The sequence below is a fragment of the Mesorhizobium loti genome (assembly GCF_013170705.1).
In the GTDB taxonomy this organism is placed as follows: domain Bacteria; phylum Pseudomonadota; class Alphaproteobacteria; order Rhizobiales; family Rhizobiaceae; genus Mesorhizobium; species Mesorhizobium loti_D.
Window position 1 is genome coordinate 386,831 of record NZ_CP033334.1, and the last position, 24,233, is coordinate 411,063.

Annotated in this window: 22 protein-coding genes; 10 read left to right on the forward strand and 12 right to left on the reverse strand. The window is 63.7% G+C overall.

Annotated elements, in window-relative coordinates:
• Nucleotides 1-33 precede the first annotated feature (33 nt).
• The 4 genes from EB815_RS01735 to EB815_RS01750 form a co-directional block, all read right to left on the reverse strand.
• Nucleotides 34-1,017, reverse strand: a complete 984-nt coding sequence (locus EB815_RS01735; RefSeq protein WP_056569202.1) for a 2-hydroxyacid dehydrogenase — start codon at nt 1,015-1,017, stop codon at nt 34-36.
• The gene (locus EB815_RS01740) at nt 1,014-1,991 is read right to left on the reverse strand and encodes a LacI family DNA-binding transcriptional regulator (protein WP_056569199.1); all 978 of its coding nucleotides are present in this window, start codon (nt 1,989-1,991) and stop codon (nt 1,014-1,016) included. The genes EB815_RS01735 and EB815_RS01740 overlap by 4 nt, the downstream gene beginning before the upstream one ends.
• A gap of 123 nt (nt 1,992-2,114) precedes the next feature.
• Entirely contained in the window at nt 2,115-3,056 is a 942-nt protein-coding gene (locus EB815_RS01745) for a DMT family transporter (protein WP_081295048.1), read from the reverse strand.
• Between the two features lie 141 nt (nt 3,057-3,197).
• On the reverse strand, nt 3,198-3,605 hold the full coding sequence (locus EB815_RS01750) for a DUF2000 family protein (protein WP_056570333.1): 408 nt from the start codon (nt 3,603-3,605) through the stop codon (nt 3,198-3,200).
• A gap of 6 nt (nt 3,606-3,611) precedes the next feature.
• Here EB815_RS01750 and EB815_RS01755 point away from each other — a divergent pair, with 6 nt between their 5' ends.
• Complete coding sequence (locus EB815_RS01755; protein WP_056569195.1) at nt 3,612-4,529, forward strand: AraC family transcriptional regulator; 918 nt, start codon at nt 3,612-3,614, stop codon at nt 4,527-4,529.
• A gap of 9 nt (nt 4,530-4,538) precedes the next feature.
• On the opposite strand, the gene EB815_RS01760 is transcribed toward EB815_RS01755, so the two are convergent.
• Complete coding sequence (locus tag EB815_RS01760) at nt 4,539-5,009, reverse strand: MarR family winged helix-turn-helix transcriptional regulator (RefSeq protein WP_056569192.1); 471 nt, start codon at nt 5,007-5,009, stop codon at nt 4,539-4,541.
• A 432-nt stretch (nt 5,010-5,441) separates the two neighbouring features.
• On the opposite strand from EB815_RS01760, the gene EB815_RS01765 reads away from it, so the two are divergent.
• Nucleotides 5,442-6,497 carry a CobW family GTP-binding protein gene (locus EB815_RS01765; RefSeq protein WP_056569189.1) on the forward strand — a complete coding sequence of 352 codons (1,056 nt, stop codon included), beginning with the start codon at nt 5,442-5,444 and terminating at the stop codon, nt 6,495-6,497.
• Between the two features lie 381 nt (nt 6,498-6,878).
• Nucleotides 6,879-7,853, forward strand: coding sequence for a WD40 repeat domain-containing protein (locus EB815_RS01770; protein ID WP_056569186.1), 975 nt, complete (start codon nt 6,879-6,881; stop codon nt 7,851-7,853).
• Nucleotides 7,854-7,866: 13 nt separating this feature from the next.
• On the opposite strand, the gene EB815_RS01775 is transcribed toward EB815_RS01770, so the two are convergent.
• A complete protein-coding gene (locus EB815_RS01775) occupies nt 7,867-8,319 on the reverse strand; it encodes a hypothetical protein (RefSeq protein ID WP_056569182.1) in 453 nt (150 codons plus the stop codon).
• 176 nt (nt 8,320-8,495) lie between these two features.
• Here EB815_RS01775 and EB815_RS01780 point away from each other — a divergent pair, with 176 nt between their 5' ends.
• From EB815_RS01780 to EB815_RS01795, 4 genes are all read left to right on the forward strand, one after another.
• The gene (locus EB815_RS01780; RefSeq protein ID WP_056569179.1) at nt 8,496-9,878 is read left to right on the forward strand and encodes an aspartate aminotransferase family protein; all 1,383 of its coding nucleotides are present in this window, start codon (nt 8,496-8,498) and stop codon (nt 9,876-9,878) included.
• An 11-nt stretch (nt 9,879-9,889) separates the two neighbouring features.
• Entirely contained in the window at nt 9,890-11,290 is a 1,401-nt protein-coding gene (locus EB815_RS01785) for a glutamine synthetase family protein (protein WP_081294946.1), read from the forward strand.
• An 86-nt stretch (nt 11,291-11,376) separates the two neighbouring features.
• Nucleotides 11,377-12,612 (forward strand): putative DNA modification/repair radical SAM protein, encoded by a 1,236-nt coding sequence (locus EB815_RS01790; protein ID WP_056569176.1) that lies wholly within the window; start codon nt 11,377-11,379, stop codon nt 12,610-12,612.
• A 2-nt stretch (nt 12,613-12,614) separates the two neighbouring features.
• Nucleotides 12,615-14,084 (forward strand): UdgX family uracil-DNA binding protein, encoded by a 1,470-nt coding sequence (locus EB815_RS01795; RefSeq protein WP_056569173.1) that lies wholly within the window; start codon nt 12,615-12,617, stop codon nt 14,082-14,084.
• Between the two features lie 362 nt (nt 14,085-14,446).
• Here the strand turns inward: EB815_RS01795 and EB815_RS01800 are convergent, their stop codons facing one another.
• From EB815_RS01800 to EB815_RS01815, 4 genes are all read right to left on the reverse strand, one after another.
• On the reverse strand, nt 14,447-15,712 hold the full coding sequence (locus tag EB815_RS01800; RefSeq protein WP_056569170.1) for a glycerate kinase type-2 family protein: 1,266 nt from the start codon (nt 15,710-15,712) through the stop codon (nt 14,447-14,449).
• A complete protein-coding gene (locus EB815_RS01805) occupies nt 15,709-16,212 on the reverse strand; it encodes a heme-degrading domain-containing protein (RefSeq protein WP_056569166.1) in 504 nt (167 codons plus the stop codon). Before EB815_RS01805 ends, EB815_RS01800 begins: the two co-directional genes overlap by 4 nt.
• 77 nt (nt 16,213-16,289) lie before the next feature.
• A complete protein-coding gene (gene guaD / locus EB815_RS01810) occupies nt 16,290-17,603 on the reverse strand; it encodes a guanine deaminase (RefSeq protein ID WP_056569163.1) in 1,314 nt (437 codons plus the stop codon).
• Nucleotides 17,604-17,605: 2 nt separating this feature from the next.
• A complete protein-coding gene (locus tag EB815_RS01815; protein ID WP_056569160.1) occupies nt 17,606-18,823 on the reverse strand; it encodes a urate hydroxylase PuuD in 1,218 nt (405 codons plus the stop codon).
• Nucleotides 18,824-19,059: 236 nt separating this feature from the next.
• Here EB815_RS01815 and EB815_RS01820 point away from each other — a divergent pair, with 236 nt between their 5' ends.
• From EB815_RS01820 to EB815_RS01830, 3 genes are all read left to right on the forward strand, one after another.
• A complete protein-coding gene (locus EB815_RS01820) occupies nt 19,060-19,980 on the forward strand; it encodes a LysR family transcriptional regulator (protein WP_056569157.1) in 921 nt (306 codons plus the stop codon).
• 122 nt (nt 19,981-20,102) lie between these two features.
• Nucleotides 20,103-21,113: an LLM class flavin-dependent oxidoreductase gene (locus EB815_RS01825; RefSeq protein WP_081294947.1), complete on the forward strand. Its 1,011-nt coding sequence runs from the start codon at nt 20,103-20,105 to the stop codon at nt 21,111-21,113.
• Entirely contained in the window at nt 21,110-22,357 is a 1,248-nt protein-coding gene (locus tag EB815_RS01830; RefSeq protein ID WP_056569154.1) for an LLM class flavin-dependent oxidoreductase, read from the forward strand. The genes EB815_RS01825 and EB815_RS01830 overlap by 4 nt, the downstream gene beginning before the upstream one ends.
• 11 nt (nt 22,358-22,368) lie before the next feature.
• Here EB815_RS01830 and EB815_RS01835 read toward each other — a convergent pair whose 3' ends face one another.
• Nucleotides 22,369-23,205: a PhzF family phenazine biosynthesis protein gene (locus EB815_RS01835; RefSeq protein WP_056569153.1), complete on the reverse strand. Its 837-nt coding sequence runs from the start codon at nt 23,203-23,205 to the stop codon at nt 22,369-22,371.
• A gap of 92 nt (nt 23,206-23,297) precedes the next feature.
• The gene (gene xdhC / locus EB815_RS01840) at nt 23,298-24,200 is read right to left on the reverse strand and encodes a xanthine dehydrogenase accessory protein XdhC (RefSeq protein WP_056570327.1); all 903 of its coding nucleotides are present in this window, start codon (nt 24,198-24,200) and stop codon (nt 23,298-23,300) included.
• Between the last annotated feature and the right edge of the window lie 33 nt (nt 24,201-24,233).

Here is a 24,233-nt window from a genome sequence, read left to right on the forward strand (position 1 = left end):
AAGCTGTCGTTAATAAGTGTGGCAAACTGCCACTCAGCCGCGATCCTTGACATGCGCCGTCTCCGGCACCGGTGTCAGCGCCCGGCGTTCGGTGAACCAGGAAACCAGATTGTCGACGCACAGATCGGCCATGGCGCGGCGCGTGTGCTCCGAGGCCGAGCCGACATGCGGCAAAAGAGAGGTGTTGGGGGCGTCGAGCAGCGCCTTGGGCACGTTCGGTTCGTCGGCGAAGACATCGAGCCCGGCTGCAGCAATGGTGCCGTCGGCAAGGGCCGCCGCCAGTGCAGCCTCATCGACCGTGCTGCCGCGGCCGATGTTGACGAAGACACCGTTGGCGCCAAGCGCCGACAGGATCTCGGCATTGACCGCCTTCTGCGTCGAAGCACCGCCGGGCGCCACCGAAATCAGCGTGTCGACCGCTTCGGCAAGGCCTTTCAGAGTCGGGTGGTATTGGTAGGAAAGGCCTTCGACACGAAGCCGGTTGTGGTAGGCGACCGGCAGTCCGAACGCCTCCAGCCGCCGGGCTATGGCCCGTCCGATGCGGCCCATGCCGAAAATGCCGACGCGGCGCGCGCGCAAGGTCAGCCGGCTCAGCGGATAGTTGCCCTTGCGAACCCAACTGCCATCACGCAGCCAGTTTTCCGCGCGCGGCAGGTCACGGATCGTGTTGATCAGCAGCCCGATCGCGGTGTCGGCGACCTCCTCGGTCAGGACGTCGGGCGTGTTGGTGACCATGATGTTCTTGGCCGCCGCATGGGCGACATCTACCGAGTCATAGCCGACGCCGAAGGAAGCGATGAGCTCGAGATTGGGCAGCGCGTCCATCATCGCCGCGCTGATGCCGGCAAAGGAGGCAATGCCACGCACCGTTCGGCGCATCTCCTCGGTGACCAGCGCCGGATCGGCGCGCTCGATCCTCACCTGTTTGAAGGTACGGTCGATACGTCGGACGGCATGGTCGCTGAAGTCCGCCGGTACCAGGATGGCAACGGCCTGCAGTTGGTCGGCCCTGGTCATGTCCGCTCCACCGGTCTGCCGGTCGACTGGCGCACATGCAGCTCCGGCTTGATCAATTCCTGCGAGGGCCGCACCGTCTGTCCGTTGAGCTTGTCGAGCAGCGCGCTGGCGGCGCGACGACCGACCTCGCGCTGGCCGTTCCAGACGGTGGTCAGCGCCGGCGTGGCGATCGCAGCCTCCTCCAGATCGTCATAGCCGGTGACGGAGATGTCGATGCCCGGCACCAGACCGGCACGGGCGATGCCGTTCATCAGGCCGATAGCGACGAGATCGTTCCAGCAGCAGGCGGCGGTCGGCCTGTCCTTCAGCGCCAGGAATTGTCCGGCCGCCTCGAAGCCGGCCTGCTTGGTGCGCGGGCCGGCGATGCGCCAGGACGGCCTGACCTCGAGCCCGGCCGCTTCCATGGCATTGACATAGCCCTGGTAGCGGTCGCGGCCGGTCGAGGTCTGGTCGGTGCCGCCGATCATGGCGATGCGCTTGTGGCCGAGCGAGATCAGATGGTTGGTGGCAAGCCCGGTGCCATAGGCGTCGTCGCCGCGAAAGACCGGCACGTCGGCGCCCTCGACGGTGCGCGCGATCAGCACCGCCGGCAGGCCGTTCTCCTCGGCCATCAGGATGTCGGAAGCAGGCGTGCCGATGGCCGGCGACATGATGACGCCGTCGGCGCCAAGCTGCAGCAGCGTATCGATGAAGGTGCGCTGCTTCTCGAGCTGGTCGTAGTGATTGGACAGGATGAAGGTCTGCCGGCTGCGGTCGAGTTCGCTTTCGATCGAGCGCAATATCTCGGCGAAGAACGGGTTCATGATGTCGTGCACGACGACACCGACAATGCCCGAGCGCGAGGTGCGCAGGCTGGCGGCGCGGCGGTTGTAGATATAACCGATGGCGCGCGCATGTTCCTTGATGCGGTCGCGCGTTGAGCCGGCAACCAGCGGGCTGTCGCGCAGCGCCAGGGACACGGTGGCCGTGGACACGCCGAGTGCATCGGCGATCGTCGAAAGCTTGATTTTTTGTGCCAGCGCCTTGCGCTCCCCGAACGACCCGAATTGCGACCTAAACTGTTTAAAGGCGGCGTTATGCCACCGATCGGGAGCAAATCAAAGTTTTTTTGCCAGCGCTTCCGCCTCGACATCGGAGGCCGCGCGGCTCCGCAGCCGGAGCCGGTGCTCGCGATGGACGATGTAGAGGCCGCTGGCAACGATGATGGCCGCGCCGACCAGCGTCCAGCGGTCGGGAAACTGCTTGAAGACGATCCAGCCGGAAATGATCATCCACACCATCTGCGAGTAGGGATAGGGGGCGAGCGCCGTGGTCGTCGCCAGCCGATAGGCCTGCACCAGCAGCCAGTGCCCGACGCCGCCGAACACGCCAAGCATGAGCAGGACGAACCAATGCCAGCCATCATGCGGCAGCGAGAATGAGAACGGCAGCATGGGCAAAAGCAGCACCGCCGGCGCCAGCGCCGAGAACAGGATCAGGCTTTCCGACGTCTCGGTCGCCGACATGCGGCGCGTCATGATGACATAGAAGCTGTTCGACAGCATCGAGCCGAGCGCGAAGAGATGCCCGATACCGAAGACGCCGACACCCGGCCTTGTGATGATCAGAACTCCGGCGAAGGCGGCGAGGATGGCCAGCCAGCGCCGCCAGCCTGCCCATTCGCCAAGCAGCGGGCCGGCAAGTGCGGTGATCACCATTGGCCCGAAGAAATAGATCGACGTCGTCTCGGCCAGTTGCAGGGAGCGGAGCGCCAGGATGTTGCACATGGTCGAGCCGAACAGGAACACGCCGCGCAGCACATGCGCCGGCAGGTTGACCGGACGAAACCGCATGGGTTGCCGCCAGCCGCGCAGCAGTGCGCCGACCAGCACGACATGCACGGCAAAGCGCACCCAGGCGACGATCAGCGCGGAAACGCCGGCCAGGACGAGATATTTGCTTGAGGTGTCGAGGAAGGTGAAGAAGACATAGGTGGCAAGCATGCACAGGATCGCCACCGGCGGCGTCGCGCTTTCGACATATCTCTGGGAAGCACTCACTTGCAGGCCGGGGAAAAGCTGGGCTGGAACCCACCTTTGCGGGAATTGTGGCTTGCCGGCAAGCCAATTGTCGCCCGCCGCCGCGCCAAAACCGGCTGGCACAACAACAGAAGCCGGCAGGCTCAGTTCAGCCTTCCCCTGCTATGCGTGCATGCGGGCGCCCTTGGTGATCTTGTCGACGAGCTTCTTGTCGGCGCGCAGCGCGACGCCGACCACCTTGGCGTCCTCGGGCGCGAACTCGGCGAAGACGGCGCGGTTGGCGGCATCGAATCCGGTCGAGAACATCTCCTCGACATAGAGCGACGTCGTCGCGCCGCGTTCCAGCGCGCGCCGTTGGATCGCGCTTATCGTCGCCTGGTCGGCCGACAGCACGATGACCGGCTGTATCGACAGGGGGTTGTAGAGATTGCCGGCGCGGTCGCGATAGGGCTCGCCGATGATGTCGGGAAACTGCGCGACGATGCCGCTGGCCAGGAAGGCGGTGACGTTGAGTTTCTGCCAGACGGGCAGGTCTTCCCGCAGGACGATTGCAAATTTCGTATCGAACATGAGAAAATGGACCATTCGAGGTTGAGCCCCCACCGCGAGGCTGAAGGAGACGATGCGTTGGAACTAGACCGCCAAGCCTTCGAGGGTCTTGGACGTTTGTGCGCCGATGCGGCTGAGAACTGCATCATTTCCGCTTCCGACCCCGCGGGGATGGAGCGGATCGAGGCGCGGTTCCACGGCAGTGCCTTCGACCTGCATCGCCATGACACCTACGCGATCGGGGTGACGCTGCAGGGTGTGCAGACCTTTCGCTATCGCGGCGCGGCGCGGCAAAGCCTGCCCGGCCAGATCATCGTGCTGCATCCCGACGAAATGCATGATGGCGGCGCCGGCACCGAGGACGGGCTGCGCTACAGGATGCTCTATCTCGAGCCGTCGCTGATGCTGGATTGCCTTGGCGGCGCGTCCCTGCCCTTCCTCGGGGAGGCCGTCGTGAGCGACGACGCCTTCTGCGCAACGTTGCTCTCGGCACTGGGGCCGCTGCAACAGGAACTCGACGAGCTGTTTGTCGACGACTTCCTGACGCAATTGATGCAGAGCCTGGCGCGGCATGCCGGCCAGCCGGCGAAGCCGATGGCCAGGACGGCCTGGCGGGCCGCCGCACTGGCGCGGGACTATCTCACGGAGAACGTCACGCGCCCCGTGCGTTCCGGCGAACTGGAAGCCATCACCGGGCTGGACCGCTATGCCCTGTCGCGGCATTTCCGCGCCGCTTTCTCGACCAGCCCGCATCGTTTCCTGGTGATGCGCCGGCTTCAGCGCGCGCGGCGGATGATCATTGCCGGCGAACCCTTGGCGCAGATTGCCGTCGAGGCCGGCTTCACCGACCAGAGCCACTTCAACAGGCAATTCAAGAAGGCGTTCGGCATGACGCCGGGACGCTGGTCCTCGCTGAGCCGGGACTCTGCCCCGGCGGCGGCCTGACCGTTGCGATCAGTCGTCCGACTCGGCGTCGTCGTCGATCAGCACCAATTCCTCGTTGGAGAGGTTGGCCTCGATGCGGGCAAGCAGCTTGAACAGCGCCTTCTGATCCTTCTTGTCGAGGCCCTTCAGCGCCTGCTTTTCAGTCTTCTTCACCGACTTCTCGATGGCGCGGATGGTTTCTCGGCCGGTGTCGGTGAGAAAGATGTGCGCCTGGCGGGCATCGGCTTCCGATGCGCGTTTTTCCAGAAAACCCTGCGCCTGCAGCCGGTTGATGGTCTTGGTGATGGTCGGCGGGCGCACGCCAAGGCGACCGGCAAGATTACCCGGCGTCTGGCCATCCTCGCGGTCGAGCGCCAGCATGATCTGGTCCTGGCCGGCATAGAAGCCGTGCGCCAGAAGCCGGGCAGCCAACGCGGTTCTTGCCAGCCTCGCCGCCGAATGCAGCCGGCTCATTGTTGCAGTCTTGTCCGCCTTGGCCATGGTCATCCCTCTTCGGCCGTACCGGTGCGTGGAGCATAGACGCAGCCGGCCGGTTGGCAATCGACGATCAAAAAGATTCCGGCGCTCCAAACAGCTTTGCCGGCAAGCATTGCGGTGTCCGCCGTGGTGATGCCAGATGTTTATTTCAGTTAGATGACAAACGAGTTTCCGAAATACCGGATTCACAGCGGCCGCGTCCCAGGCACGACGTTACATTGACAGCACCTGCCAAGACGCCTCCTTTGTCGTTCCTGGCTTTCAGCATCGCCGAGCGCGGAGCTTTCCCCCAACAATAACCACATGGATACTCCCGGCCGGCCGCTTTGGCCCATTGGTTTGCCCCGTGCAAAAGCCCGGAACACACCCTATATGGGACCGACAATCCCTTTTCACGGCCTGGATTTTCAAGGCCCGGTCACTTCGAGGCAAGTCATGAGCGACGCACAGACACAGATCCCCGTAACCGTTCTCACCGGCTATCTCGGTGCCGGCAAGACGACGCTGCTCAACCGCATCCTGTCGGAGAACCATGGCAGGCGCTACGCCGTCATCGTCAATGAATTCGGCGAAATCGGCATCGACAACGACCTGATCGTGGAATCCGACGAGGAAATCTACGAGATGAACAATGGCTGTGTCTGCTGCACGGTGCGTGGCGACCTGATCCGCGTCGTTGAAGGCCTGATGCGCCGCCCCGGCCGCTTCGACGCCATCGTGGTCGAGACCACGGGTCTCGCCGATCCGGTGCCGGTGGCACAGACCTTCTTCATGGACGACGACGTGCGCTCCAAGACCAAGCTCGACGCCGTGGTGGCCCTGGTCGACGCCAAGCATCTGCCGCTCAGGCTCAAGGATTCCAAGGAGGCCGAGGACCAGATCGCCTTTGCTGACGTCGTCGTGCTCAACAAGACCGACCTTGTCACCCCGGAAGAACTCGCCAAGGTCGAGGCGACGATCCGCGCCATCAACCCGGCGGCCAGGATCCACCGCACAACGCGCGCCGGCGTCGCCTTGTCGGAAGTGCTCGACCGCGGCGCCTTCGACCTGTCCCGGGCGCTGGAAAACGATCCGCATTTCCTCGAGGCGCATGACGACCACCATCATGACCACGACCATGACCACGATCATCATGACCATGACGGGCACGACCATCATCACCATGACCACGCGCACCCTTCCGACATCCATGACGTGACGGTGCAGTCGGTGTCGTTGCGCGGCGGCGAGATGGACCCGAAGAAATTCTTCCCATGGATCGAGAAGATCACCCAGATGGAAGGTCCGAACATCCTGCGGCTGAAAGGCATCATCGCGCTCAAGGGCGATGACGAGCGCTATGTCATCCAGGGCGTGCACATGATCATCGAAGGCGACCACCAGCGCGCCTGGAAGGATGGCGAGAAGCATGAGAGCCGGCTGGTCTTCATCGGCCGCGAACTGGACGCCGAGCGGCTGAAGAAGAGCTTTGATGCCTGCCAGGCGGCTTGAGCATTGGCCAAGGGCAGGGATGTCGAAACTCATTGACACGAGGACAGGGCATTAGCGAAGCTGCTTAGGGCGATCAAAGCGTTGCCGAATAACCGGTAGCAACAGTTCGACGCCAATGCTGGTATCCTCCAACGGCCGGCGCCGCCCCTCATCCGCCTGCCGGCACCTATTCTCCAGCGTTGGGGATTGGCGAAACCACCCGCGACAGCGTCTTTCTCCCCGTCACTATACGGGGAGAAATGTCCGGCAGGACAATGAGGGGCAGCGCCATCATTGGCGATTGGAGAGAGCCTATTGTTCCGACTTCGCGACCTCATGGTTGCCGGACGTGCAAACGTCGAGTAAGCCGCCCTCTGCACTTTCATTGAAACAAAGATAGTCATGCCCACAGTCGCCCCCCTCGATCTCGAAGGCCATTGCCTCGCCGCCGTCTTCCTTGGCGACGTGCCGCATTTCGCGCTCGCCGATGGCGCCATCCATCGGCTCGACAACGGCCACAAGACGACGCAGGCCAATGACGGGTTGCTCGCCACCTTCCACGATGCGGCGAACGATCGGCTGATCACCGGCGGCGAGGACGGCAAGGTGTTTTCCGTTGCCGCGGGCGGCAATGTCGGGGAATTGGCCAGCGCCGGAAAAAAGTGGATCACCAGCGTCGCCGCCGGGCCGCAGGGCGCCATCGCCTATGCCACGGGCAAGACCGCCTTCGTGCGCTTCGCCGATGGCAAGACCAGGGAATTCGCCCATCCGCGTTCGGTCGAGGGTCTGGCGTTTTCGCCCAAGGGCATGCGCTTCGGTGTCGCCCGCTACAATGGCGCGACGCTGCATTTTCCGGCCGCCGAGGGCAAGCCGGTTGAGCTCGAATGGGCCGGCGCCCACACCGGCATCACCTTCTCGCCCGATGGCGCCTTCCTCGTCACAACGATGCAGGAGAATGCCCTGCATGGCTGGAAGCTGGCCGACGGCAAGCACATGCGCATGACCGGCTATCCCGGCAAGGTCAAAAGCCTGTCATGGAGCATCAAAGGCAAATGGCTTGCGAGTTCCGGAGCACCGGCGGCGATCGTCTGGCCGTTTTCCGGCAAGGACGGGCCGATGGGCAAGGCGCCGCTGGAACTCGGCACACGCGGCAATACGATGGTGACCTGCGTCGCCTGCCATCCGACCCAGGATGTCGTGGCGATCGGTTATGACGACGGCATGGTGATCGCCGCCCGTTTCGCCGATGCCAAGGAAGTTTTGTTGCGCCGGCAAGGCAAGGGCGCCATCACCTCGATGATGTGGGACAGGGAAGAACGGCGCATCGCCTTCGGCAGTGCCGCTGGCGACTGCGGCGTCATCGACATCACGGCATAGTTCACATCGGCGGTCACTCGGCGCCGCAGGAAACCTTGCCGGTCAACTCCGTGGTCTTGCCATCCTTGTCCTTGTCGGCGGTGCTGTCATAGACGGCAAGCGTGTACTGCCCGTCATAGATGCCTTCGTCGCTGGCCTTGGTCAGGATCGTCAGTTCGACTGAATCGAAGGTGTCCGCCACCTCGTGCTCGTGGTAGATGTTCAGACGCAGCTCCTTGTCGTCCAGCCAGTACTGGGTCAGGTTGGAATCCTCGAACGCAGTCTTGCGCAGATGATCGCCAAGCGGCCTCGCCTTGATTTCGAGATCGCCGCGAAAATTGAAGGTCGGGCCGCCCATGCCCCTGGTGACGCCGGCGCCGACGTCGATTGTCACCGCCGGATCGTCGACGTTGCACCAGATGCCGCCCGAGGCGAGGGACGGGACGGCCGACGCCAGAAGCATTGCCACACAGATGATCGTCCGCATCCTTGGCCCCCATGCCAATTCCCGCTCACATTGGCGCTGACTTCGACAGCACGGTCAAGCAGCACTGCCAGACGCTGAGCCAATGCAGAACAGACACGCGGCCAATTGCGGTTGCGGATGAGGATTGGCTAAGAGGGTTGGAGATTGGCCAAGAGGAATTGGCCAGAGGGGTTTCCATGCACAGCAGCGACAGTTCAACGACGTCCATCGGTGGCATCAGCCGGGATCGCATCGCGCAATTGCGCGAAACCGAGGGCGCGGCCTTCCGCGCGGCGCGGCCGAAATCGCAAGCCAAGGTCGGCAACGGCCTGCCGGGTTTCTTCGGCGGCGTGCCGATGCATTGGATGAACGACTGGCCGACGCCGTTTCCGATCCTGGTCGACAGTGCCAGGGGTGCCACCATCACCGACATAGACGGCAACAGGCTGGACGATTTCTGCCTTGGCGATACCGGTTCGATGTTCGGCCATTCGCCGCCGCCGGTGGCGCGCGCCATCCGCCGCCAGGCCGGACGCGGCCTGACCTACATGCTGCCTTCGGAAGACGCGCTTGCCATAGGGCCGTTGCTGCAACAGCGCTTCGGCCTGCCGTTCTGGCAGATCGCGACCACCGCGACCGACGCCAACCGCTTCGCGCTGCGCGTTGCCCGCGCTGTGACTGGCCGGGAAAAAATCCTGGTCTTCAACGGCTGCTACCACGGCTCGGTCGACGAGACGATGGTGCGGCTGATCGACGGCAAGCCCGTCAACCGGCCTGGCCTCGCGGGCGAGTTCCGCGACCTGACCCGCACGGCCAAGGTCATCGAGTTCAATGATGTCGCCGCGCTGGAGACAGCGCTCAAGGACCGGGACGTCGCCTGCGTCATCGCCGAGCCGGTGCTGACCAATTCCTGCATGGTGCTGGCCGATCCCGGCTTCCATGACGCGCTGCGCAGGCTGACGCGCGAAACCGGCACGCTGCTGTTGATCGATGAGACGCACACCATCTCGACCGGTCCCGGCGGCTACACCAGGAAATACGGGCTCGACCCCGACTTTTTCGTGCTGGGCAAGCCCATCGCCGGCGGTGTGCCGGCAAGTGTGTGGGGCATGAGCGAGGAGGTCGCTTCCCGCTACGCCGACTACAACCGGACGAAAGAACCAGGCTATTCCGGCATGGGCACGACACTGTCGGCCAACCCGCTGCAATTCGCCACCATGCGCGCCACGCTCGAGGAGGTGATGACGCCGGAGAATTATGACCGCATGGATCATCTCGCCCGGCGCCTGGATGCCGGGCTGACCGGGGTGATCGACCGCTACCGCCTGCCCTGGCATGTGGCCCGTGTCGGCGCCCGCGTCGAGTTCATCTGCGCACCCGGCCCGTTGCGCAACGGCGCGGAGGCGGAAGGCGCGCACGCGCCGGAACTGGAAGCCGCCATCCATGTAGCGCTGGTCAATCGCGGCGTGCTGATCGCGCCCTTCCACAACATGATGCTGATCTCGCCGGCGACGTCAGGCGCCCAGGTGAACCGGCTGATCACCGCCTTCGGCACGGTTGCGGCAAAGCTTGCGGCATGAGACAAGCGGCCATGGACAATGCCATCGTGACCTCGCCTTCGGGCTCCTCGCCCACCGAGGCGCAAGCCTTTCTCGACGCCCATCCCGAGATCGAAGCCTTCGATATCGTGCTGACCGACGCCAATGGCGTCGGCCGTGGCAAGATCGTGCGCCGGCATGAGCTCAAAAGCATTTTCGAGGGCGGCCGGCACATGCCGATCTCGATCCTCGGGCTCGACATCACCGGCGAGGATGTGCACGAAACCGGGCTGATCTGGACCACCGGCGACGGCGATCTCAGGGCCTGGCCGATCCCCGGCACGCTGGTTCCGCTTTATGGAACCAGCCCGCCGCGCGGCCAGGTGCTTATGGCGATGTACCACCTCGATGGCCAACCAATGTCTTCGGATCCGCGGCTGGCGCTGGCACGACAGGTCGATATCCTCGCGGCCAAGGGCCTTTATCCGGCCGGTGCCTTCGAACTCGAATTTTTTCTCCTGGCCAACGAGCGCGATGCCGACGGCAAGGTACAGCCGGCGCGTGCCGTGCTCGACGGCCGCGTCTCTGGCAAGACGGAAGTCTATTCCGTCGACCATCTGCACGGCATGGAGCCGCTGTTCTCGGACATCTATGCCGCGGCCAAGGCGCAGGGCATTCCGGCCGAGACGGTTATTTCCGAATATGCGCCCGGCCAATACGAATTGACGCTGAACTACCGCAAGGACGTGATGCGGGCGGCCGACGATCTGGTCATGCTGAAGCGGCTGGTGCGGGCGCAAGCGCGCCGCCATGGCGTCACCGCCTGTTTCATGGCCAAGCCGATCGAGAAATATGCCGGCTCGGGCATGCATTTCCATGTCTCGCTGCAGGACAAGGCCGGCCGAAACGTGTTTGCCGAGGCCGGAGGCGAGAGCTGGTCGCTACCCCTCCTGCAGGGGCTCGGCGGCCTCATCCAGACGATGGCCGAATCGATGCTGGTGTTTGCGCCGCACGCCAATTCCTGGCGGCGTTTCGTCTCGCAATCCTACGCGCCGGTGGCGCCGACCTGGGGCGTCAACAACCGCTCGGTGGCGCTGCGCGTGCCGGCTGGCGACGCCAGGAACCGGCGCATCGAGCACCGGCCGTCCGGCGTCGACGCCAATCCTTACCTGATCGCCGCGACCGTACTCGCAGGCATCATCAAAGGTATCGACGAAGGACTCGATCCCGGTCCCGAAACGACTGGAAACGGCTATGAGGCGGCCGTCACCCGCACGACGATGCCGGCGGACTGGCGCGCGGCGATCGAAGCGGCCAAGGCCTCCAGCTTCCTGAAAGGCGCGCTCGGCGAGGACCTGCACCGCACCTTCGTTGCAATCAAGCAATCCGAATATCTGCGCGTGGCGCGCACGGTCAGCGAACTGGACTATCATCTCTACCTGCACGAGGTCTGATGGCTGAGGATCGAGCGGCGATCACTTTTTCGCCGCCTGCATCAAATGAGGTAGCCTACTGCCTCTGCAGAACATATCATGAACACATGAGCGCACTCCCTGTTCGTGAAAAACTTGCGATCCTGTCCGACGCCGCCAAATATGACGCTTCCTGCGCCTCTTCCGGCTCGGCGAAAAAGGATTCGCTGACGTCCGGCGGCATCGGCTCCACGGAGGGGATGGGTATCTGCCATTCCTACGCGCCGGACGGGCGCTGCATTTCACTCTTGAAAATCCTGCTCACCAATTTCTGCATCTACGATTGCAGCTATTGCATCAACCGTTCGTCCTCGAATGTACGGCGCGCCCGCTTCAGCATCGACGAAGTGGTGACGCTCACCATGGATTTCTACCGGCGCAACTATATCGAGGGCCTGTTCCTGTCGTCAGGCGTCATCCGCTCGCCCGATGAGACCATGGGCGAGATGGTGGAGGTGGCGCGGCGGCTGCGGCTGGAAGAGAAATTTTCAGGCTATATCCATCTGAAAACGATTCCGGAGAGCTCGGCGGAACTGGTCGAGAAGGCCGGCCTCTATGCCGACCGGCTGTCGATCAATGTGGAGCTGCCGACCGACGAGGGCGTGAAGAGGCTGGCACCGGAAAAGAAGCCGGAAACGATCCGCCTTTCCATGGCGAAGTTGCGCCAGAAGATGGAGGAGAAAGCCGAGCCGACACTTCGGACCAAAAAGCGCGAACGCTTTGCTCCCGGGGGCCAGTCGACGCAGATGATCGTCGGCGCCGACAAGACGTCCGACGACGGCATATTGCATACCAGCGCCCGGCTCTATGGCAGTTATCATCTGCGGCGCGTCTATTATTCGGCCTTCAGTCCGATCCCGGATTCATCGTCGTCCCTGCCCTTGCAGAAGCCCCCATTGATGCGTGAGCATCGGCTTTACCAGGCCGACTGGCTGATGCGGTTCTACGGCTTCTCACAACCGGAAATCCTGGCCGGCTCCAGCGACGGCATGCTCGATCTCACCATCGATCCAAAGCTCGCCTGGGCACTGCGCAACCGGGGGCGGTTCCCAGTCGACATCAACCGCGCCGACCGCGAAGCGCTGCTGCGGGTCCCCGGTCTCGGCACCAAGGTGGTGGCGAAAATCCTGGAAACCCGGCGCCACCGGCGCATGCGGCTCGAGGATGTCGGGCGGATTTGCCAGTCGATCGCCAAGCTCAGGCCGTTCATCATCGCCGAGGGCTGGTCACCCGGAGCGCTCACCGACAAGCTGGGCTTGCGCGGCAAGATCGTGCAACCTTGCGAACAACTGGCGCTGTTTTGACCATGCGGCCGGCCGAGTTCAACCTGGCCCGGTATAGTGTGCGGCTCGACAGCGAGACTGATTTTGCCGGCTGGCGCGACGCGACACGGCGGCTGGCGTTGAACGAGGTCCGGCCCGAAGACATCAGCTGGCATGTCGTATCCAACTCGGAACAGGGCCAGACAGACTTGCCGACCGTTCCTGCGGGTACCCAGCTGGTCGTGCCACGCGACTTCATCGCGCGTGCCGAAACCGCCTTCTGCCATTCCGATCCCGGCCGGTTCGCCCTTCTTTACCGGATGCTTTGGCGATTGCGCACGGAGCCGAAGCTGCTGTCGATCGCATCGGATCCCGATACCAGGCGGCTCGAAGCCATGGAAAAGGCTGTGCGGCGCGACAGCCACAAGATGCATGCCTTCGTCCGCTTCCGGAAGATCGGCGACGGCGACGAGGAGCGCTACGTCGCCTGGTTCGAGCCCGATCATTTCATCGTCGAGCGCAACGCGGATTTCTTCGTCAGGCGCTTCACCGGCATGCGCTGGACGATCCTGACGCCCCACGCCTCGGCAGACTGGGATGGCAAAAGGCTGGCGATCGGGCCGGGCGCCGCCAAGGCCGATGCCCCGCCTCAGGACGATACCGAGGCGCTGTGGCGCACCTATTTCGAGAACATCTTCAATCCGGCACGGCTGAAGGTGAAAGCCATGCAGAAGGAGATGCCGAAGAAATATTGGCGGAACCTTCCCGAGGCCTCGCTCATTCCAGACCTGATCGCAGGAGCGGACAAGGCCGCCAAGGAGATGATTGCCAGAATGCCGACGACGCCCGCGCCGCATCACGCCAAGGTGCAGGCAAAGCATTGGCCGAAGCGTGAACCAACGCAGACGCCGGAAGATGACGACGCCAGCAGCATTTCAGGGTTGCGCGAGGCCGCGAAAGGCTGCCGCCGCTGCCCGCTCTGGCGCGACGCCACGCAGACCGTGTTCGGCGAGGGGCCTGATAAGGCCAAGGTCATCTTCGTCGGCGAACAGCCCGGCGACCAGGAGGACCTCGCCGGCAAACCTTTCGTCGGGCCGGCCGGCAAGGTGTTCGATTCGATATTGGACGATGCGGGCGTCGATCGCCAGAAAGTCTACGTCACCAATGCGGTGAAACATTTCAAATTCGAGCCACGTGGCAAGCGCCGCATCCATTCCAAGCCGAATGCCGGCGAGGTGCAGGCTTGCCGCTGGTGGATCGACAGGGAATTCGCGCTGATCAAGCCGGAGCTTGCCGTGGCGCTCGGCGCAACGGCTGCACTGTCATTGCTCGGCAAGGCGATCCCGGTGACAAAAATGCGCGGCCAGGTCATCGAACGCGAGGACGGCTTGCGGGTCTTCATCACCATCCACCCGTCCTTCATCCTGCGCATCCATGAACCAGCGGAGAAGGAGGCGGAGAGGGACCGGTTTTTGGCCGATATGAGGCAGGTGAAGCGGCTGATGGCCGCCTGAACCGGTGTTTCGTGCGGAACTTGGCGCAGCAGGCAAGTCGGATAGTGCTTGCGCTGGAGCGTCACATATCGTTGGAGGTTAGCCGAAACGTCTCCCTCCATCGTCATCCTGGGGCGAAGCAAGGAGCGAAGCGACGCGGCGCAGACCCCGGGATCCATGCCGCGACTTCAAGGCGCCGCTGCGGTGCAGAATTCTGCTGCGTTGCACCCACGACCAAGGTTATGGAATGGATCCCAGGGTCTCCGCGACGCTGCTGCGCGGCTGCTTCGCCCTAGACTAGGATGACGAAGTTGAAAAGCTTCGGCCAATCGCCAACGGTCGTCGTCAATCCAACACTGTAAGCTTCGTTTGTCGCAGTCGATTTACCGGATCAGAATCGCCCTCAAATCATTCACGTTCGTGCCGGTCGGCCCAGGCACGAACAGGTCGCCAACCGCATTGAACGCCGTCCAGGCATTGTTGCCGGCCAGCATCGCCTTGGCGTCGACACCGGTCGCGCGCATGCGCGACACGGTCGAGCCGTCGGCGAAGGCCCCGGCATTGTTTTCAGAGCCGTCGATACCGTCGGTGTCGGCTGCCAGGGCGTGAATGCCCTCCACGCCGTTGATGCCGATGGCGAAGGCGAGCAGGAATTCGGAATTGCGTCCGCCCTTTCCCTTGGCGCGCAGTGTCACCGTGGTTTCGCCGCCGGACAGGATCAGCACCGGCTTCCGGAAAGGCCGGTCGCGCGTCGCGACTTCGCGCGCGATCGCGGCATGGACTCCACCAACCTCACGCGCTTCGCCCTCGATGGCATCGGAGAGGATGACGGCTTCGACGCCTTGACGCTTCGCTTCCACTGCCGCCGCGTCCAGCGACACGCCAGCCGAGGCGATCAAGTGAACCTCATTGCGTGAAAAGCGCCTATCGCCGGGATCCGGCGCATCGGCCGCCGGCGATTTGATATGCGCCATCACCGAGGCCGGCAGGTTAATGCCATAGGCCGATATCGACGCCAGCGCGTCTTGACGGCCGCCGGTATCCGGCACGGTCGGCCCGGAGGCGACAAGGGCCGGATTGTCGCCAGGAATGTCGGAGACAACCAGCGACACCACCTTGGCCGGCCCTGCGGCGGCGGCCAGCCGGCCGCCCTTGATGGTCGAGACATGCTTGCGGATGGTGTTCATCGCCGCGATCGGCGCCCCGGAGGCGAGCAGCGCCTCGTTGACGGCGATCTCGTCGGCCAGCGTCAGGCCCCCGGCCGGTGACGGCAGCAGCGCCGAGCCGCCGCCGGAAATCAGCGCCACGACCAGATCGTCCGCGGTCAGCCCCTGGACCTTTGCAAGCAGGCGCCGCGAGGCTTCGAGGCCGGCGGCGTCCGGCACCGGATGCGCCGCCTCGATGATCTCGATGCGCTCGCATTTGGCGCCGTAGCCGTAGCGGGTAACGACCAGCCCTTCGATCGGGCCATCCCAGACTTTCTCAAAGGCCGCCGCCATCTGCGCCGAGCCCTTGCCAGCGCCGATGACGATGGTGCGGCCTTTGGGCTTCGCCGGCAGATGGTCCCGAATGGTCCGCTCCGGATCGGCGGCGGCGACCGCGGCTTCGAAGATGGAAGTGAGAAAGGCCTTGGGATCGAACACGGTCATTCGGATTCCGAAGGCAATGCAAGCCCACGCTTGTCGATACCGAGATGGTCGCACAGCGCATCGACCACAACGCCGTGATCCTCGCGCTCCGGCAGACCGGACACCGCAATCACGCCAATGACGCCGGCGCCCTTGACGGTGATCGGAAAGCCGCCGCCAGCGAGCACATAGTCCGAGATGTCGAGGCCCTCGCCGACCTTGAAGGTGCGGTCGGGGCGCTGCTGTTCCAACACCATTCGATAGGTGCTTCTGAGGAAACGCCTGACGACATTGATCTTGCGCCGCGCCCAGTCAGGATTGGAAGCGTTCGAACCTGGCATCGCGGCATAGAAGAGCGGCCGGTCCCACAGCCTGATTTCGACGATGATGGGTAGGTTTTCAGCGATTGCACGATCGCGGATGGCCGAGCCGATCTTGAAGGCGACGGCCTCGTCGAAGGCGGGAAAGACCAGGGTCTCTTCCTGTCGCTTGATCAGTGCGATGTCGTCAGCAACGGCCATGTCGTTCCCCTGTCAACTTCGCCGCACGCTTTGACCGATGGCTGCCGCGGGGTCAAGTAATGAACGCACTTGGCGCTCTAATTCGCCAGATCGCTCTTGGCCGCCCGCCCTGCGATATAGACCTCGCGCACGGCGCGGTCGTCGCCCAGCGTCTGCAGCAGAAACAGTTCCTGCGCCAGCGTCTGCGCCGTTTCCATCCTGAGCCGCATCGCCGGCGTCGCCTTGGCGTCGAGCACGACGATGTCGGCGTCGGTGCCTTCGTCCAGCGTGCCGATCCTGTCGGCCATCGACAGTGCCTCGGCATTGCCGCGCGTGATCTGCCAGAAGGACTGGAACGGGTTGAGCTTCTCGCCGTGCAGGGCGATCACCTTGTAGCCTTCGTCCATGGTGCGCAGCATGGAGTAGTTGGTGCCGCCGCCGACATCGGTCGCGGCGGCGATCCGGAGGGCTTTGTCGCGCGTGCGGTAGCGCTGATAATCGAACAGGCCGGAACCGAGGAACAGGTTCGAGGTCGGGCAGAACACCGCCACCGAGCCACTGTCCGAAAGCGCGTCCGCCTCACGCTCCGACAGATGGATGCAGTGGCCGAACAGGCTTTTTTTGCCCAGCAGCCCGTAGTGCTCGTAGACATCGGTGTAGTCGCGCGACCAGGGGTAGAGTTCCTGGGTGAAGGCGATCTCGGCGTGGTTTTCGGACAGGTGCGTCTGCATGTGCAAGTCGGGATGCTCGCGGCAGAGCGTTCCGGCCATCTCCATCTGCTCCGGCGAGGAGGTGATCGCGAAGCGCGGCGTGATGGCATAGTGCTGGCGCCCCTTTCCGTGCCATTCCGCGATCAGCGCCTTGGTGTCGTCATAGCCGGATTGCGGCGTGTCGAGCACACCGTCGGGTGCATTGCGGTCCATCATCACCTTGCCTGCGATGTTGAGCATGTTGAGGTCATGCGACTCGGCGAAGAAGGCTTCCGCCGAGGCCTTGTGCACCGAACAATAGGCGACCACCGTCGTCGTGCCGTAGCGGACCATTTCGTCGAGGAACAGGCGCGCTATGCGACGGCCATGCTGGGCGTTGGCGAATTTCGTCTCTTCCGGGAAGGTGTAAGTGTTCAGCCAGTCGAGCAGTTCGGCGCCATAGGACGCGATGATCTGCATCTGTGGGAAATGCACATGCGTGTCGATGAAGCCCGGCAACAAAAGGTGCGGCCGGTGGTCGATTTTTTTGACCCCCTCACCGGCCTGTTTTTCGACATCCACGTAGGCCCCCGCGGCAACGATCCTGCCGTCACGGATCAAAAGCCCGCCATCTTCCTCGTAACGCCAGGCCGAATGGTCATCGATGGTCCGCGGCCAGCGCACGAAGGACAGCGTGCGGCCGCGCAGAAGTGTCGAGGTCATGCCTATTTCCCTGCGCCTTCGAACCAGGCCACCAGCAACGCCCGTTCCTTGTCTGATATCTGCGAGACATTGGCGGGCGGCATGGCGTGGCTGCGGCCGGCCTGCAGATAGATCTCGCGGGCGTGGTTGGCTATGTTGGCGTCGGTATCAAGCATCACGCCCTTGGGCGCGTGATAGATGCCTTCATAGACCGGTTCCTGAGCATGGCACATCGAGCAGCGGCCGAGCACGGTGTCGCGCACGGCCGGGAAATGCGCCGAGGCGATATAGACTTCCGCCGAAGCGGACGCCTTCGGTTCGCCGGTCAACACCTTCGGCACGGTCGACAGCCAGATGATGATGATGAACAGGACAAGGGCGCCCAGCCACGTCCAGTGCGGATTGCCGGCACGCTTGTGCACGGTGTTGAAATAATGCCGGATCAGCACGCCGATGATGAACACCAGCGAGGCGATGACCCAATTGAACTGCGTGCCGAATGCCAGCGGATAGTGGTTCGACAGCATCAGGAACAGGACGGGCAGCGTCAGATAATTGTTGTGAAGCGAACGCTGCTTGGCGATCTTGCCGTATTTCGGATCGGGCTTGCGGCCGGCGATGAGGTCGGCAACGACGATCTTCTGGTTGGGAATGATGACCATGAAGACATTGGCCGACATGATCGTGGCGGTGATGGCGCCCAGATGCAGGAAGGCGGCGCGCCCGGTGAACAGGTGGGTGAGCCCCCAGGCGATGAACACCAGCACGCAGTAGAGCACCAGCATCAGGCCGGTGTCGCTTTTGCCAAGCGGTGAGCGGCACAAAAGATCATAGACCACCCAGCCGACGCCGATCGTGGCCATGGACAAAAGGATGCCGACCGGCACCGACATCGGCAGCACATTGGGATCGATCAGGAACAGATCGGCCCCGGCATAGTAGACCACGCACAGCATGGCGAAACCGGACAGCCAGGTGGCGTAGGATTCCCATTTGAACCACGTCAGATGCTCGGGCATCTCGGCCGGCGCCACCAGATATTTCTGGATGTGGTAGAAGCCGCCGCCATGCACCTGCCATTCCTCGCCGAAGGCGCCTACAGGCATGCCGGGACGCTGCCGCAGGCCGAGATCGAGCGCGACGAAATAGAAAGACGAGCCGATCCAGGCGATGCCGGTGATGACATGCAGCCACCGCACGGCGAAGCTCAGCCAGTCCCAGAAAATCGCGAAATCCATCATTGAAGTCGTCCCTGCCGATTGGGTGACTTTACGGTGTGGCGCGCAAACGGAAAGAGGCGAGGTGTACGATGACTTTCAAAAAAAAATGGAAAATACTACAGCGCCGCGCGTCCTCTTGGACGCGCAAAGGACGCTGTAGCACTTTGATCTGGCGCATGATCCTTTCCGAAAATCGATTCCGATTTTTCGGGGTCATGCGCTAGGCTGATCGCTGCAAACCGGCGAAGGTGCTCCGCATGGCCTATCTCGACAACATCGCCGTCTTCGTCCGCGTCGTCGAACTCGGCAATCTGTCGGCGGCGGGCCGCGACATGCGCATTTCGCCGGCGGTCGCCTCCAACCGCATCAAGGAGTTGGAGAAGCATCTGGGGGTGCGGCTGTTCAACCGCACGACGCGGCAATTGATGCCGACCGAGCATGGCACGGTGTTTTATGCCGGCGCCAAGCAGGTGCTGGAGGCTATCACCGAGGCCGAGGCCGCCGTCTCGGCCCTTTCCGGCCAGCCGCGCGGCACAATCCGCGTGACCGCGCCGCTTGGCCTCGGCCGGCGGCTCGTCGCCTCTGGCATTCCCGATTTCCACGATAAATATCCCGATATCGAGGTGCGGCTGAGGCTGTCGGACCACAATGTCGACATCATGAAGGAAGGCATCGATGTCGCCTTCCGGCTTGGCATCATCGAGGATTCCAGCCTTCGGATGCGCGGCATCATGGAATGCGAGCGCGTGCTGGTGGCGGCGCCGAAATATCTGGAAGCGCGCGGCGAGCCCGTGGAGCCGCAGGAACTGATCGGACGAAAGCACGACTGCCTTATGCTGCGCTATTCCGGCGCGCGCGAATATGTCTGGACCTTGCAAACGCCCGCCGGGCCCCAGAAATTCGAGGTGCACGGACCTTACGACACGGATGACGGCGACGTGCTGACCGGGTGGGCGCTGTCGGGGCGCGGCATCATCAACAAGCCGCGCTTCGAGGTCGAACCGTTCATCCGCGACCGGCGGCTGAAGGTGATCCTGGCCAATACGCCACCGACGCCGGTACAGTTCGCCGCGGTCTATCCACACAAGAAGCTGCAGGACCCGAAAGTGCGGCTGCTGCTGGATTTCATGGCCGAGCGCTGCCAGCGGCTGATCAACGACATTCTTGCCGGCAAATGATGGCTGACTGGAACCCACTTGCTGGCCGGCAAGTGAGCGGCAGTTGGACCAGCGCCGGCGGTTGCCATCGCTGCGGGCGGCGAACATAGTCCCGGCTCCATTTCGTCTCGCAGGAACCATCGATGGACAACGGCGCCACAATGCATCTTGCCGTTTCGCTGCTGCCGGGGACTTCCGACCTGACGGGTGAACCGGAATTCCGCCGCCTTGTCCGGTTTGTGCAGCAAGCCGAAGCGGCCGTGCTCGACATGGTGCTGCTTGCCGATTGCGCCCCGGCTTCCGACAGCGGTACAGTGAACAATCCGATGCCCTTCGAAGCAACGACTTTACTCGCCGCGCTGGCAACGGTGACGAGCCGGATCGGGCTGGTCGCGGCGGCCTCGACAGTCGCCCACCAGCCCTACAATCTGGCACGCCGTTTCGCTTCGCTCGACATTATCAGCCATGGCCGCGCCGGCTGGAACGCGACGATGGCGCGGAGCCCTCGCGAGGCCGCCAATTTCAGCCGGCCGGAAGGATTTTCCGACACCGACTTTCGCCGCCGCGGCGAGGAATATATCGGCATCGTCCAAGGCCTGTGGCAGGGCTGGGACGCGGATGCGCTGCTGTTCGACAAGACCGGCGGACGCTTCCACGATCCCGGGAAAATGCACCTGCTCGACCACAAGGGTGAGTTCTTCTCCGTGCGCGGGCCGCTGAACGTCGCGCGTTCGCCGCAGGATACGCCGGTGCTGGTGTTCTCCGGTCTGTCGGAGCCTGACCTGGATATTGCGGCCCGCACCGCCGATGTCATCTTGCTGGACAGCGGGTCGGTCGAGAGCGCGAAAGTACGCCATGACGATCTGAAGCGTCGCGCCACGGCGGCTGGGCGCGATCCGGACGCTGTGAAGGTGCTGACGAATATCTCGCTCGCCCCCGATGACAGCTCGGCCACCGTGGCCGATAGGCTGGAAACCCAATTTCGTGCAAAAAGCTGCGACGGATTCATCATCCAGTTGTCACAGCTTTCGGTATTCGACGATTTCATCAACCGTGTCGCGCCGGAGTTGCGGCGCCGCGGCCTTTTTCGAGACACCTATCGCGGGACAACGTTACGCTCGCATCTCGGATTGGCCGGCGGAGGTGAGCAATGACGGCGCAGATGAAGCTCGGCGCGTTCCTGTGGGCAACAGGCCACCACATCGCCGCATGGCGCCATCCGAAGTCCCATGTCACGGCCGGCATCGACATCGGCCATTACATCCAGCTGGCGCGCACGGCGGAAGCGGCCAAGTTCGATATGATCTTCTGCGAGGACGCAGCCGGGCTGCGCGAGGCTAATATCGGCATCGCCAGCCAGACGTCGCGCTCGATCGGCTTCGAGCCGATCAGCCTGCTGTCGGCGCTGGCTGTCCAGACCAGCCGCATCGGCCTCGTCTCCACCGCCTCGACGAGCTACAATGAGCCCTACGGCCTGGCGCGGACGTTTCTGTCGCTCGACCATCTGAGCGGCGGCCGCGCCGGCTGGAACCTCGTCACTTCGGCAAGTCCGATCGAAGCCGCAAATTTCGGCGCGACAGGTCTCAAGCCCCATGCCGATCGTTATGAACGAGCGCGCGAATTCGCCGAGGTCGTCACCGGCCTTTGGCACGGCAAGGCTTCCGGCCATGATGGCCACAGCTTTTCGGTGCGCGACCCACTCGACCTGCCGCGTTCGCCTCAGGGCGCGCCGGTCATGGTCCAGGCCGGCGCCTCGGATGTCGGCCGCGATCTTGCCGCCCGTACCGCCGACGTGGTGTTCACGGCGGCGCAGACCTTCGAGGAAGCCAAGGCCTTCTACGATGATCTCAAGGGACGCATGGTGACCTACGGACGCGAACCCGACGACATCAAGATCATGCCCGGCGTCTCGCCCGTGGTGGCGCAAACCGAGGCCGAAGCCCGCGAGAAGCACGAGGAATTGCAGGAGCTCATTCCCGACGATGTCGGCGTGGCACTGCTCTCCAGCTATCTCAGCATCTCCGATCTCGGACGCTATCCGATCGACGGACCGCTGCCCGAACTGCCGGAGAGCGAGGGCATGAAGAGCCGGCAGGCACTGGTCGTCGAGCAATCGCGCCGTGACGGCCTCTCCATCCGCCAGCTTGCCCGCCATTTCGCCGGCGCGCGCGGCCATTGGCGCATTGTCGGCACAGCGACGCAGGTCGCCGACGAGTTGCAGGCGCGGTTCGAGGGTGGTGCCGCCGACGGCTTCAACGTGATGCCGTCTTATTTCCCGGGCGAGCTCGATGCCTTCGCCACGCTGGTGGTACCGGAACTGCAGCGGCGCGGTCTGTTCCGCCGGGACTATGAAGGCCGGACGCTGCGCGACCATCTGGGCTTGAAACGGCCGGCCTGAGCCGGCGGCTTCTATGCTTCGTCCATCATGCGGGCCGTGCCCGAAACCCTGATCGAGCTGCCTGTCTCGGGCGAGATATCGGCGCGCAGGCGCGAGCGCATGCCCATGTCCTCGCCTTGCACGACATCGATCGCGCCGCCATGCGGCCAGCCGATGTCGCGGAGGTAGCCGGCAAAGGCAGCCGTCGAGGCTCCCGTCGCCGGATCCTCATAGACGCCGCCGGAGGCAAAGGGATTGCGCGTGTGGAAAAGCCGTGGCGTTTCGGCATAGGCAAGCAGGATCGTCACCAGCCCTTCGCGCCGCATCAAGGCCTGGCCGGCTTTCAGATCGTAGCGCATGGCGGCCAGTGCCTCGCGCGACTTGAGGGTCAGCACAAGGTGGTCCGCGCCGCCATGGATCAGCGCCGGCGGAATCGCCGGATCGAGATCGGTCGCGGCATAGCCGAACAGCGCCAGCGCCTCGGCGATCAGCTCTGGCGGTGCCGGCCTGCTGCGTGTCGGCGGCGACTGCAACGCGGCGGCGACGTTCACGCCATCTCGGAAACCTTCGACGGTGATGCTGGCCTGGTTGAGGGTCAGCGGGAACGTTCCATCGCCAAATTGCCGGACGAAGGCGGCTCCCAAGGCAATTGTGGCGTGCCCGCAGAAGGGAACCTCGGTTTCCGGCGAGAAGTAGCGCACCCGCCAGCTCTCGCCGTCCGGTGCGGCAAAGGCGGTTTCCGAGAACCCGACCTCCGCCGCCAGACGCTGCATCTCGCCGGCTTCGGGCAAGACGTCGCCTATCAGCACCCCGGCGGGATTGCCGCCGGTGTCGCCATCCGAGAAGGCCGCGATTTTCAGGACGTCCATGTATTCTCACCTCATGCAGGAACGCCGGGTGGATACCGCAAATGCATTTTTCCCGCGATTGAAAACAGGCAGGCCAACGAGCAGCTTTTTGGCTAACCGGCCATGACCTTGTCCTGCTGACGGTTGGCATTTGACGGCGCGTTGTGAACCACCAGCGCCGTCATGATCTCGGCGGCGGCAAGTGCCGCGATGACTGGCGGGCGCTTGTCCTTGACGGCGTCGCCGCCGATCGGCGAGACGAGGCGGGAGAATTCGGCTTCACTGCCTTCAGCCGACTTCAGGAACCAGTTCTTGAACGTCGCTTTCTTGGTCTTCGAGCCGATCATGCCGACATAGGCAGCGTCGTTCCGTTTCAGCGCCTCGGCGACGATCAGGAAATCCAGCGCGTGGTCATGGGTGAGGATCGCGAAAGCCGTGCCGGCGGGGGCGTTTCGCACCTCGGCCTCGGGCATCGGCGTCAGCCGCGTCTCGACGGTCTCCGGCATGCCTTCCAGCGCCTCGGCCCGTGTCTCGATGACGACGCCGTGCACGGGAAGGAGTGCGATCGTCGACGCCAGCGCCTGGCCGACATGGCCGCCGCCGAAGATGTAGACATGCGGCAGATGCGCTTCCTCGGCTTCAGCGTCGGCAATCAGCCTCTGTTCGATTGCGTTGTCGATCAGCCGAATCAGGACTTCGACGCGCCCGCCACAGCATTGGCCGATCTCCGGCCCGAGCGGCACGTCGAGCGTGGCGCAGACTTCATCGACCTCGATGCGGGCTTCCTTGCCCTGCCGCTTGCGGCGAGGTGAAGACGCCACCATCTGCCTGGCCCTGTCGATCGCCATATATTCGAGCTGGCCGCCGCCGATCGTGCCTGATGTCGCAGATGGCGAGACGAGCATGAAGGCGCCCTTCTCACGCGGCGTCGAGCCTTTGGTGCCGGCCACTTCGACCAAAGCGAGGCGATCTTGGCCGGCAAGGAAGTCTTTCAGGCTTTGCACTTTCGAATTCATCGTTCGCATTCCCGTGCGGGAAACATAGGGTTT

Coding starts and splice junctions, on each gene's coding strand:
- EB815_RS01785 (WP_081294946.1), top strand. CDS start 9,890: ATGGACAATGCCATCGTGACCTCGCCTTCGGGCTCCTCGCCCACCGAG.
- EB815_RS01805 (WP_056569166.1), bottom strand. CDS start 16,212: ATGGCCGTTGCTGACGACATCGCACTGATCAAGCGACAGGAAGAGACC.
- EB815_RS01780 (WP_056569179.1), top strand. CDS start 8,496: ATGCACAGCAGCGACAGTTCAACGACGTCCATCGGTGGCATCAGCCGG.
- EB815_RS01765 (WP_056569189.1), top strand. CDS start 5,442: ATGAGCGACGCACAGACACAGATCCCCGTAACCGTTCTCACCGGCTAT.
- EB815_RS01800 (WP_056569170.1), bottom strand. CDS start 15,712: ATGACCGTGTTCGATCCCAAGGCCTTTCTCACTTCCATCTTCGAAGCC.
- EB815_RS01770 (WP_056569186.1), top strand. CDS start 6,879: ATGCCCACAGTCGCCCCCCTCGATCTCGAAGGCCATTGCCTCGCCGCC.
- EB815_RS01820 (WP_056569157.1), top strand. CDS start 19,060: ATGGCCTATCTCGACAACATCGCCGTCTTCGTCCGCGTCGTCGAACTC.
- EB815_RS01795 (WP_056569173.1), top strand. CDS start 12,615: ATGCGGCCGGCCGAGTTCAACCTGGCCCGGTATAGTGTGCGGCTCGAC.
- EB815_RS01790 (WP_056569176.1), top strand. CDS start 11,377: ATGAGCGCACTCCCTGTTCGTGAAAAACTTGCGATCCTGTCCGACGCC.
- xdhC (WP_056570327.1), bottom strand. CDS start 24,200: ATGAATTCGAAAGTGCAAAGCCTGAAAGACTTCCTTGCCGGCCAAGAT.
- EB815_RS01830 (WP_056569154.1), top strand. CDS start 21,110: ATGACGGCGCAGATGAAGCTCGGCGCGTTCCTGTGGGCAACAGGCCAC.
- EB815_RS01825 (WP_081294947.1), top strand. CDS start 20,103: ATGGACAACGGCGCCACAATGCATCTTGCCGTTTCGCTGCTGCCGGGG.
- EB815_RS01750 (WP_056570333.1), bottom strand. CDS start 3,605: ATGTTCGATACGAAATTTGCAATCGTCCTGCGGGAAGACCTGCCCGTC.
- EB815_RS01835 (WP_056569153.1), bottom strand. CDS start 23,205: ATGGACGTCCTGAAAATCGCGGCCTTCTCGGATGGCGACACCGGCGGC.
- EB815_RS01755 (WP_056569195.1), top strand. CDS start 3,612: ATGGACCATTCGAGGTTGAGCCCCCACCGCGAGGCTGAAGGAGACGAT.
- EB815_RS01815 (WP_056569160.1), bottom strand. CDS start 18,823: ATGATGGATTTCGCGATTTTCTGGGACTGGCTGAGCTTCGCCGTGCGG.
- EB815_RS01735 (WP_056569202.1), bottom strand. CDS start 1,017: ATGACCAGGGCCGACCAACTGCAGGCCGTTGCCATCCTGGTACCGGCG.
- EB815_RS01775 (WP_056569182.1), bottom strand. CDS start 8,319: ATGCGGACGATCATCTGTGTGGCAATGCTTCTGGCGTCGGCCGTCCCG.
- guaD (WP_056569163.1), bottom strand. CDS start 17,603: ATGACCTCGACACTTCTGCGCGGCCGCACGCTGTCCTTCGTGCGCTGG.
- EB815_RS01760 (WP_056569192.1), bottom strand. CDS start 5,009: ATGGCCAAGGCGGACAAGACTGCAACAATGAGCCGGCTGCATTCGGCG.